This window comes from Actinokineospora sp., from assembly GCF_050699995.1.
Lineage (GTDB): Bacteria > Actinomycetota > Actinomycetes > Mycobacteriales > Pseudonocardiaceae > Actinokineospora.
The window spans coordinates 1-9460 of record NZ_JBOHGC010000186.1 but is presented as its reverse complement, the minus strand read 5'-3'; the positions used below and the strand labels follow the sequence as shown (position 1 = coordinate 9460).

At 70.2% G+C, this 9460-nt stretch carries 11 protein-coding genes and 1 pseudogene; 1 reads left to right on the top strand and 11 read right to left on the bottom strand.

Annotation, left to right across the window (positions count from 1 at the left end; translation table 11 throughout):
* The 9 genes and pseudogenes from ACRDSQ_RS10210 to ald form a co-directional block, all read right to left on the bottom strand.
* A pseudogene (locus tag ACRDSQ_RS10210) lies at positions 1 to 193 on the bottom strand (DUF1015 family protein); the annotation flags it as partial.
* A gap of 37 nt (positions 194 to 230) precedes the next feature.
* Positions 231 to 968 (bottom strand): pseudouridine synthase, encoded by a 738-nt coding sequence (locus ACRDSQ_RS10205; protein WP_431420606.1) that lies wholly within the window; start codon positions 966 to 968, stop codon positions 231 to 233.
* Entirely contained in the window at positions 958 to 1776 is an 819-nt protein-coding gene (scpB, locus tag ACRDSQ_RS10200; RefSeq protein WP_431420605.1) for an SMC-Scp complex subunit ScpB, read from the bottom strand. The genes ACRDSQ_RS10205 and scpB overlap by 11 nt, the downstream gene beginning before the upstream one ends.
* Entirely contained in the window at positions 1773 to 2606 is an 834-nt protein-coding gene (locus tag ACRDSQ_RS10195; protein WP_431420604.1) for a segregation and condensation protein A, read from the bottom strand. Before ACRDSQ_RS10195 ends, scpB begins: the two co-directional genes overlap by 4 nt.
* The gene (locus ACRDSQ_RS10190; RefSeq protein ID WP_431420603.1) at positions 2603 to 2965 is read right to left on the bottom strand and encodes a hypothetical protein; all 363 of its coding nucleotides are present in this window, start codon (positions 2963 to 2965) and stop codon (positions 2603 to 2605) included. Before ACRDSQ_RS10190 ends, ACRDSQ_RS10195 begins: the two co-directional genes overlap by 4 nt.
* Positions 2962 to 3900 carry a ParA family protein gene (locus ACRDSQ_RS10185; RefSeq protein WP_431420602.1) on the bottom strand — a complete coding sequence of 313 codons (939 nt, stop codon included), beginning with the start codon at positions 3898 to 3900 and terminating at the stop codon, positions 2962 to 2964. The genes ACRDSQ_RS10190 and ACRDSQ_RS10185 overlap by 4 nt, the downstream gene beginning before the upstream one ends.
* A gap of 91 nt (positions 3901 to 3991) precedes the next feature.
* A complete protein-coding gene (locus ACRDSQ_RS10180) occupies positions 3992 to 4306 on the bottom strand; it encodes an ArsR/SmtB family transcription factor (RefSeq protein WP_431420601.1) in 315 nt (104 codons plus the stop codon).
* 57 nt (positions 4307 to 4363) lie between these two features.
* Positions 4364 to 5284, bottom strand: coding sequence for a site-specific tyrosine recombinase XerD (gene xerD / locus ACRDSQ_RS10175; RefSeq protein WP_431420607.1), 921 nt, complete (start codon positions 5282 to 5284; stop codon positions 4364 to 4366).
* The gene (ald, locus tag ACRDSQ_RS10170; RefSeq protein WP_431420600.1) at positions 5281 to 6402 is read right to left on the bottom strand and encodes an alanine dehydrogenase; all 1122 of its coding nucleotides are present in this window, start codon (positions 6400 to 6402) and stop codon (positions 5281 to 5283) included. Before ald ends, xerD begins: the two co-directional genes overlap by 4 nt.
* Positions 6403 to 6495: 93 nt before the next feature.
* On the opposite strand from ald, the gene ACRDSQ_RS10165 reads away from it, so the two are divergent.
* Positions 6496 to 6987 carry a DUF1707 domain-containing protein gene (locus tag ACRDSQ_RS10165; protein ID WP_431420599.1) on the top strand — a complete coding sequence of 164 codons (492 nt, stop codon included), beginning with the start codon at positions 6496 to 6498 and terminating at the stop codon, positions 6985 to 6987.
* A gap of 16 nt (positions 6988 to 7003) precedes the next feature.
* Here ACRDSQ_RS10165 and ACRDSQ_RS10160 read toward each other — a convergent pair whose 3' ends face one another.
* Entirely contained in the window at positions 7004 to 7624 is a 621-nt protein-coding gene (locus ACRDSQ_RS10160) for an NUDIX domain-containing protein (protein ID WP_431420598.1), read from the bottom strand.
* On the bottom strand, positions 7621 to 9330 hold the full coding sequence (locus ACRDSQ_RS10155; protein ID WP_431420597.1) for a CTP synthase: 1710 nt from the start codon (positions 9328 to 9330) through the stop codon (positions 7621 to 7623). Before ACRDSQ_RS10155 ends, ACRDSQ_RS10160 begins: the two co-directional genes overlap by 4 nt.
* Positions 9331 to 9460 lie beyond the last annotated feature (130 nt).

Below are 9460 nucleotides of genomic sequence, written 5' to 3'. Positions count from 1 at the left end.
GGCTCAGCCCGTCCGCGAGCGCCGCCGGGGTGCGGTGCGGGTGCTGCACGGCGAGCAGCGTGCCCCGCGCGGCGCCCGGCTGGGCCAGGGCCGCGCGGACACGGTGCTTCTCAGCGAACTCGTCGACGTCCGGCCCGGGAACCTCGGACCGAACAACCCACCCGCGTCTGATCGGACGCACCCAGCCAGTCATGGGACCATCCTGCCCGGAGTGCATCTCATTGTGAGACTTAGAGCCCGACGGACTTGTACAGCGAACCGACCTCGGGCCGGTTGAGCGAACGGATCGAGCCCGGGCGCTGGTTGCCGAGGTAGACGTCGCCGATCTGGGTGCGCACGAGCTTGAGGACCGGGTGGCCGACCTCTTCGAGCATCCGGCGCACGATGTGCTTGCGGCCCTCGTGCAGCACGACCTCGACGAGGGCCTTGCCCGCGAAGTTGTCGACCAGCCGGAACGAGTCGACCCGAGCGGGTCCGTCCTCCAGCATCACACCGTCGCGCAGACGCTTGCCGACGTCCCGCGCGACGGGGCCGGGCACCTCGGCCAGGTAGGTCTTGAGCACCTCGAACGACGGGTGCATCAGCCGGTGCGCCAAGTCGCCGTCGTTGGTGAGCAGCAGCAGGCCCTCCGTGTCGGCGTCGAGCCTGCCGACGTGGAAGAGCTTGTCGGCGCGGTCACGCACATAGTCGCCGACGCACGGGCGGCCACGCTCGTCGTCCATCGTGCTGAGCACGCCCTTGGGCTTGTTCAGGGCCAGGTACACCCGGTCATCCCGGACGATGACGCGCGCGCCGTCGACATGGATGACCGCGGTCTGCGGGTCGACCCGCATGCCTTGCTCGCGCACGACCTTGCCGTCGACACTCACCCGGCCCTGATCGATCAGATCCTCGGCCGCACGCCGCGAGGCCACTCCCGCGCTGGAGAGCACCTTCTGCAGGCGAATGCCTTCCGGGCTATTCGACATCGTCAATCGCATCCACTTCTGGCAACAGCGGAGCGATCGGGGGCAGGTCCTCCAGGGAGGCCAAACCCAACCGCTCCAGGAACAGCTCGGTTGTCCGGTACAGGAGCCCGCCGGTCTCGGTGTCGGTGCCGGTCTCCTCGATCAGACCGCGCACGACCAAGGTGCGGATCACGCCGTCGACGTTCACACCGCGCACCGCCGCCACCCGCGACCGGGTCACCGGCTGCCGATAGGCGATGACCGCGAGGGTCTCCAGCGCCGCCCGGGTGAGCTTCGCCCGCTGCCCGTCGAGCAAAAGCTTCTCGACGACCGGCGCGTACCTGTCACGAGTGTAGAACCGCCACCCCTGACCCACTCGGCGCAGGTCTATGCCACTGCCTTGTTCGGTGTAGCGGGCGGCCATCCGGCGGAGGGCTTCACGGACCCTGGCGACGCTCTGGTCGACGGCGCCCGCGAGGAGTTCGTCCTCGGCGGGGGCGTCGACGACCAGCAGCAACGCTTCGAGAGCGGCGTCGAGGTCGGCGTCTTCGGTGAGGTCGGGGAACTGGGAGCCGATGGTGACGAGGTCGTCTTCGGTGAGGACGTCGGAGGGGTCAGGTTCCGCGGGCTCGGACTCGGCGGACACTGCGGGATCGGCAGTGGCGGTGGTTGGGTCGGTGCTCTCGCCGCGATCGGTGCTGTCCGCGGAACCGAGAGCAGTGCTCGCATCGGGAGCAGTGCTCTCGCCCGCAGCAGAGCGGTGCTCACCGTTGTGAGCGGTGCCCTCGTCGGTGGGTTCGGTGGGTGCTGTGTCGTCGACGGGGCTCACCCGTAGTCCTCCTCTTCGGCGCCCGTCGTCGGGGGCGACGCCGCTTGGGCGTCGGCTACCGTGCCGCCGGTCCATTCCACGTGTAGTTCACCGAGGGGGTCGGCCTGCTCGAAGAGCACCGTCGCCTCCCGGTACAGCTCCAACAGCGCCAGGAACCGGGCCACCACCTCGATGGTGTGCTCACAGTCCGCCGTCAGCTCAGCGAAGCTCGCCCGCCCCATCTCGGCCAGCCGGACCCGAAGCAACGCCGCCGTCTCGCGGACCGACACCTTCCCCATGTGCAGGTGGTCCAGCGACAGCGTCGGCGGCGGCTTCGGCCGGAACACCGCCGCCGCGATCGCCGCGAACCGCTCCGGGTCGACGCCCAGCATCACCTCGGGCAGCAGCTCCGAGAACCGGTCCTCCAACGCCACCGACCGCGGGTAGCGCCGCAGCGCGCCCTTCTCCAGTTCCGAGAACAGGGCCGCCACCTGCTTGTACGCCCGGTACTGCAGCAACCGGGCGAACAGCAGGTCCTTGGCCTCCAACAGCGCCAGGTCGTCCTCGTCCTCGACATCGCCCGCGGGCAGCAGCCGGGCCGCCTTCAGATCCAGCAGGGTCGCCGCGACGACCAGGAATTCCGTGGTCTCGTCGAGGTTCCAGTCGTCGCCCAGCGCCCTGAGGTGGGCGATGAAGTCGTCGGTGACGCGGTGCAGCGCCACCTCCGTCACGTCCATCTGGTGCTGCGAGATCAGCTGCAGCAGCAGGTCGAACGGGCCTTCGAAGTTCGACAGCCGGACCGTGAACCGACCGCTGGGCCCCGCCTCTGGCGCATCTGCCACCGCGGTCACTGCCCGGTGTCCTGGCGCAGCCTGCGCACCAGCACCGAGTCCTCGCCGTAGGCCTCGAAGTCGGCGAGGATGACCGAGATCGCCTCCCGCACCACGCGGCCGCGGTCGACCGCGAGGCCGTGGGCGGCGCGCAGGGTGAGGCGGGCTTGTTCGAGGGCCAGCAATTCCTCATCCGAGACGTAGACGGTGATCTTGGAATTGTGCTTCTGCCGGGGTGTGCCACGCGGGGACCGGGTAACCGGCGGCGGCGCTTCGAACACAGGTGCGTCGAACCAGTCGGTCTCGCCTTCCGCCTGCGGGGCGGGACCGGTGGGCCGGAACAACTCCGCCGCCCCCGGCAGGGAACTGCGACGAGTCACCTGGCGATCACCTCACGTGCGAGCTGGCGGTAGGCCTTCGCGCCCGCCGAGCGCGGGGCCCAAGTCGTGATCGGCTCGCCCGCGACCGTGGTCTCCGGGAAGCGCACCGTGCGGTTTATCACCGTGTCGAACACCGTCTCGCCGAACGCCTCGACCACGCGGGCCATGACTTCGCGGGAGTGCAGGGTGCGCGGGTCGAACATGGTGGCCAGGATGCCGGTGATGTCCAGCTTGGGGTTCAACCGGTCCTTGACCTTCTCGATCGTGTCGATCAGCAGCGCGACGCCGCGCAGGCTGAAGAACTCGCATTCCAGCGGGATGAGCACCCCGTCGGCGGCCGTGAGCGCGTTGACGGTCAGCAGGCCGAGGGAGGGCTGGCAGTCGACGAGGATGTAGTCGTACTCGTCGATGATCGGGCGCAGCGTGCGCACCAGGGTGTGTTCGCGGCCGACCTCGGTGACCAGCTGCACCTCGGCTGCGGACAGGTCGATGTTGCTCGGCAGCAGGTCCATGTCCTCGACGCAGGTGCGGATCACCACGTCGTGGATGCCGACGGACCGCTCGATGAGCACGTTGTAGATGGTGCGGTCGAGCTGGTGGGCCGGGATGCCCAGGCCGACCGACAGCGCGCCCTGCGGGTCGAAGTCGACGAGCAGCACGCGGCGGCCGAACTCGGTGAGGGCGGCGCCCAGGTTGATCGTTGACGTGGTCTTGCCGACCCCGCCCTTCTGGTTGCAGACGGCCAAGATCTTCGCCGGGCCGTGGCCGTTGAGTAACGACGGCTCGGGGATGTGCCGCCACGCCCGGCCGGTCGGACCGACGCCGCTCCCGTTGCCGCTGGAGTCGGCGAAGGGCTGCTCGTCGTCGTCGGACGCGGCGCGCGGCGCGATACTCAGCTCCACCGTGCCACGTCCCGACTGCGGAAGTGTCGACATGGCGATCTAGCTCCTTGTCGCCTGCGATCGGTGTCAAGAGCAGCGTAAGCGGGTATTGGCCACCCACCAACGCGGCTCGCCGCAGGGAGGCTCAGGTCTCGATGGGGTTGATAGCCCCTAGGACGGAGTCGAGCAGCCCGGGAAATGCCTGGTCCAGGTCGTCGCGGCGGATCGAGAGCCAGCGCTGGTTGCCATCCGGGCGGGTGTGGGTGACCCCTGACTCACGCAGCACCCGCAGGTGCTGGGACAGGGTCGACTTCGCCACGGCGACCTCGAGGTGTCCGCACGACATCTCGTTCGTCGAGGCGAGCTGCGCGACGACAGCCAGGCGGGTGGGGTCGCTCAACGCGTGCAGCACCCCGGGAAGCGTGACGTGGTCCACCGTCGGTTCGTCCAGCTCACCCATCTCGCACCTCCAGGGCGCACAGAGTATTGGAGGCCAATAGGTGAGCGGAACTCAGGACTACCCGAGGGCGCGCGGGTGCGCGGTGGCGTAGACCTCGCGCAGGGTGTTGACCGTGACCAGCGTGTAGATCTGGGTCGTGGTGACCGACGCGTGGCCGAGCAGTTCCTGGACGACCCGCACGTCGGCGCCACCTTCGAGCAGGTGTGTGGCGAACGAGTGCCGCAGGGTGTGCGGGGAGACGGGGACCCGGATTCCGGCCTGTTCGGCCGCCACCTTCAGCGCGTTCCACGCGCTCTGCCGGGTCAGCCTGCCGCCGCGGACGTTGAGGAACACCGCGGGCGTGCCCCGACCCCGCGCCGCCAGGCCCGGCCGGGCCCGCACGAGGTAGGCGTCGAGCGCGTCGAGGGCGGGCCTGCCGATCGGGACCAGCCGCTGCTTGCCGCCCTTGCCGTCGAGCAGGACCGTGCGCTCGACCGTGTCGATGTCGTCGAGGTCGAGCCCGACGGCCTCGGAGATCCGAGCGCCCGTCGAATAGAGCACTTCGAGCAACGCGCGGTCGCGCAGCACGCCGGGACCTTCCCCGACCGGGGTGTCGAGCAGGCGCAGGACGTCATCGACCGGAAGCGCCTTGGGCAGCCTGCGCGGTGGGGTCGGCGGCTTCACCTCGCGCGCCGGGTCGTGGTCGGTGATGCCCTCGCGCACGGCGAACCGGTGCAGCCCGCGCACGGCGACCAACGCGCGGGCCGCGGACGACGCGGCGAGCGGCGGGTGGTCGGCGTCGCCCTCGCGCAGCTTCGCCAGGAACGCCGACACCTGCCGCTCCCCCACGTCGGCGATGTCGCGGACGTGTTCGGCGGCGAGGTGGTCGAGGTAGCGGCGCAGGTCGCGGGTGTACCCGTCGAGGGTGTTCGCCGACGTGCCGCGTTCGACTGCGAGATGGTCGAGGTAGGTGCGCAGGACAGCTTCGGGGGCGCTCAGCGGAGCCCTCCGATCACATCGGCAGGCGGCACATGCTCGAGTCCGTGCGCCTGGGCCACCTCGGGCAGCACGATCGCACCGTCGGCCACGTTGACGCCCTTGGCCAGCGCGGGATCAGCGGTCACCGCGGCCCGCACCCCGCCCGCCAAAGCAAGGACATAGGGCAGGGTGACGTTGGCGAGCGCGCGCGTGGAGGTGTTCGGCACCGCGCCGGGCATGTTGGCGACGCAGTAGAACACCGAGTCGTGCACGCGGAACGTGGGCTCGGCGTGCGTGGTGGGCCGCGAGTCGGCGAAGCAGCCGCCCTGGTCGATGGCGATGTCGACGAGCACCGACCCCGGTCGCATCCGCGAGACGAGTTCGTTCGACACCAGCGTCGGGGCTTTCGCGCCGGGGACGAGGACCGCGCCGATCACCAGGTCCGCCCAGCGGCAGGCCTTGTCGATCTCGTAGGCGTTGCTCGCGATTGTCTGCAGATGTCCCCGGTAGGTGAAGTCGATCTGCCGGAGCCGGTTGATGTTCGTGTCCAGGACGACCACCTCGGCCTGCAAACCGAGCGCGATGCTTGCCGCGTTCATCCCGGACACCCCGGCGCCGATGACGGCGACCTTGCCCGCCGCCACCCCGGACACCCCGCCGAGCAGCACACCCCGGCCGCCTTGGGCGCGTTCGAGGCAGTGCGCGCCGACCTGCGGCGCCATCCGACCGGCGACCTCGCTCATCGGCGCCAGCAGCGGCAGCGACCTGTCCGGCAGCTGCACGGTCTCATACGCGATCGCGGTCGTGCCCGCGTCGACCAGGGCTCGGGTGCACTCGGCGCTCGCGGCGAGGTGCAGGTAGGTGAACAGGGTCTGGCCGCGCCGCAGCCTCGGGTACTCCTCGGCCACCGGTTCCTTGACCTTGAGGACAAGCTCGGCGGCACCCCACACGTCGTCGGCGGTGGGCGCGATCTCGGCGCCCGCGTCGACGTAGTCCGCGTCCGGGAAGGCCGAGCCGTCACCGGCGCCCGCCTCGATCAGCACGCGGTGCCCACGGTCGATCAGCTCGAGCACCCCGGCGGGCGTGATGGCCACCCGGTACTCGTGGTTCTTGACCTCCCGCGGAACGCCGACCAGCACGCAGTCGAGCGTAGTGCCGGAAGGCGTCGGGGACCCGATGACGCGCTGCGAAACCGGTCATCGGCCCCGCGCGTCTGAACTATTGTGACGACCGTGAACGACCCTGACGCAATCCGCATCGGCACCGCGGAACGCGACGACGTGGTGCGGATCCTCGGCGAGCACTTCACCGAGGGCAGGCTGCCCGTCGACGAGTACGACGAGCGCATCGGCGTGGCGGTTAACGCGGTCACCCGCCGCGACGTGCGCGCGCTGTTCGTCGACCTGCCGCCGCCGTACCCGGCGTTCATGGTCCCGCCGACGATCGCCGCGCCGCCGCTGCCGAACTACCCGCCGCTTATGCCGGTGCACGCCTACTACCCGCCACCGCCGGACTATTACTACTCGCCCAAGTCCAAGGTCGTGGCCGGGATCCTGCAGATCTTCCTGCCGTTCGGCGCGGGCCGCTTCTACACCGGCCACTACGGCATCGCCGTCGCCCAACTGCTCACCTGCGGCGGCTTCGGCATCTGGACGCTGATCGACGGCATCCTGCTGCTCGTCAACGGCGGCACCGACGGCGAGGGCCGCCGCCTGCGCGACTGACCCCCGCCGTCCCCGCTCAGAATCGCTGGGCGAGCTTCGTCGGCTCGTCGATCCAGGGCGCGTCCGGGACCCGTGGCGCGGCCGCGCCGGAGTCGACGGCGAAGGCGGCCAGAACGCCCCCGACTGTCGCGCCGTTGACGATCTCGCCCGCCAGGGCCATCCGGACGGCCTGGGCCAGCGGCACGCGGTGGACTTCCAGGTCGGCCTCTTCGTCGCCGAGGACCTCGCGGTCCACAGTGGACAGGCCGGTCGCCAGGTAGACGCGGACGACCTCGTCGGTGAATCCGGGCGACGCGGCCACGTCCACGAGCACCGACCAGTCCGACGCGACCACGCCGACCTCTTCGACCAGTTCGCGCTTGGCGGCGACCAACGGGTCCTCACCGGCGTCGATCAGACCGGCGGGCAGCTCCCACAGCCTGCGCCCCAACGGATGCCGGTACTGGTCGATCAGCACCAGGTTCCCGTCGTCGTCGAGCGCGGCCACCGCGACCGCGCCAAGGTGTTCGACGACCTCACGCGACGCGGTGTTGCCACCGGGCATCAGGACCTCGTCCACCCGCAGCGCCAGGATCCGTCCGATGTGGACGTCGCGAGTGGACACCACGGAGAACTCGTGTCGGGCGGTCTCGGTCACGCCTTCGCTCCCGCTGCCACCGGCTCCTCGTCCAGTTCCACCGGCAGGCGCTCGGCCAGCAGGTAGGTCATGGCGGCCTTGATGAAACCGGCGAACAGCGGGTGCGGGCGGGTCGGCCTGCTCTTGAGTTCCGGGTGCGCCTGGGTGCCGACGAAGAACGGGTGGACCTTCGCGGGCAGCTCGACGAACTCGACGAGGTGGCCGTCCGGCGAGATGCCGGAGAACACCAGACCGGCCTTCGCGAGGCGGTCGCGGTAGGAGTTGTTGACCTCGTAGCGGTGGCGGTGCCGCTCGGTGATCTCCCGGCTGCCGTAGACCCCGGCGACGACCGACCCGGCGGTCAGCGCGGCCGGGTAGGAGCCCAGGCGCATCGTGCCGCCCATGTCGCGCTCACCGGCGACGACGTCCTCCTGGTCGGCCATGGTGCTGATGACCGGGTGCTTGGTGGTCTCGTCGAACTCCGCGGAGTTCGCCCCGACGATGCCCGCGAGGTTGCGCGCTGCCTCGATCACCATGCACTGCAGGCCGAGGCACAGGCCGAGGGTGGGGATGCGGTTCGTGCGCGCGTAGGTGATCGCGCCGAGCTTGCCCTCGATGCCGCGCACGCCGAAGCCACCCGGGATCAGCACACCGTCCACCCCGGACAGTGCGGCGGCCGCGCCCGCGGGCGTCTCGCACTCGTCGGACGGGACCCACAGGATCTCGACCTTCGCGCGGTGGGCGAAACCACCCGCGCGCAGGGCCTCGGTGACCGACAGGTAGGCGTCGGGCAGATCGACGTACTTGCCGACCAACGCGATCCGCACCGTCTCCTTCGGCTTGTGGACCCGGTCGAGCAGGTCGCCCCACACGGTCCAGTCGACGTCGCGGAACGGCAGTCCGAGGCGGCGCACGACGTAGGCGTCGAGGCCCTCGCCGTGCAGCACCCGCGGAATGTCGTAGATGGAGGGCGCGTCGGGCGCGGCCACGACGGCCTCGGTGTCGACGTCGCACATGAGTGCGATCTTGCGCTTGAGCGCGTCCGGGATCTCCCGGTCGGCGCGGCAGACGATCGCGTCGGGCTGGATACCGATGTTGCGCAGCGCGGCCACGGAGTGCTGCGTGGGCTTGGTCTTCAGCTCACCGGACGGCGCGAGGTAGGGCACCAGGGACACGTGCAGGAAGAAGACGTTGTCGCGGCCCACGTCGTGGCGGACCTGGCGCGCGGCCTCCAGGAACGGCAGCGACTCGATGTCGCCCACGGTGCCGCCGACCTCGGTGATGACGACGTCGGGCGCCACACCGCTCTCGTCGGGCAGCGCCATCGCTCTGATCCGCGACTTGATCTCGTCGGTGATGTGCGGGATGACCTGCACGGTGTCACCGAGGTACTCGCCGCGCCGCTCCTTGGCGATGACCGCCGAGTACACCTGGCCGGTGGTGACGTTCGCGGAGCCGGAGAGCGAGCGGTCGAGGAAGCGCTCGTAATGGCCGATGTCGAGGTCGGTCTCGGCGCCGTCCTCGGTGATGAAGACCTCGCCGTGCTGGAACGGGTTCATCGTTCCGGGATCGACGTTGAGGTACGGATCCAGCTTCTGCATGGTGACGCGCAGACCGCGCGAGGTGAGTAGCTGGCCGAGGCTGGACGCGGTGAGCCCCTTGCCCAGCGAGGAGGCGACGCCTCCGGTCACGAAGACGTGCTTGGTCGTCCGAGCTTGCTGAGGCAACGATGCTCCCGTGGTAGTTCTACCTGCGACGGCGGCGGCATTCTGCCCACCGTTCCACGGGACTTCACACTAACATGGCGCCCCCTCCGGGGCGCGGGCTCGGTCGCGTTCAGGCGACCGAGCGCGGCCC

Bases quoted from the DNA above. Each gene is read 5' to 3' on its own strand.
- ACRDSQ_RS10205 (WP_431420606.1), bottom strand. From the start codon at position 968: ATGTCGAATAGCCCGGAAGGCATTCGCCTGCAGAAGGTGCTCTCCAGC.
- ACRDSQ_RS10185 (WP_431420602.1), bottom strand. From the start codon at position 3,900: ATGTCGACACTTCCGCAGTCGGGACGTGGCACGGTGGAGCTGAGTATC.
- ACRDSQ_RS10180 (WP_431420601.1), bottom strand. From the start codon at position 4,306: ATGGGTGAGCTGGACGAACCGACGGTGGACCACGTCACGCTTCCCGGG.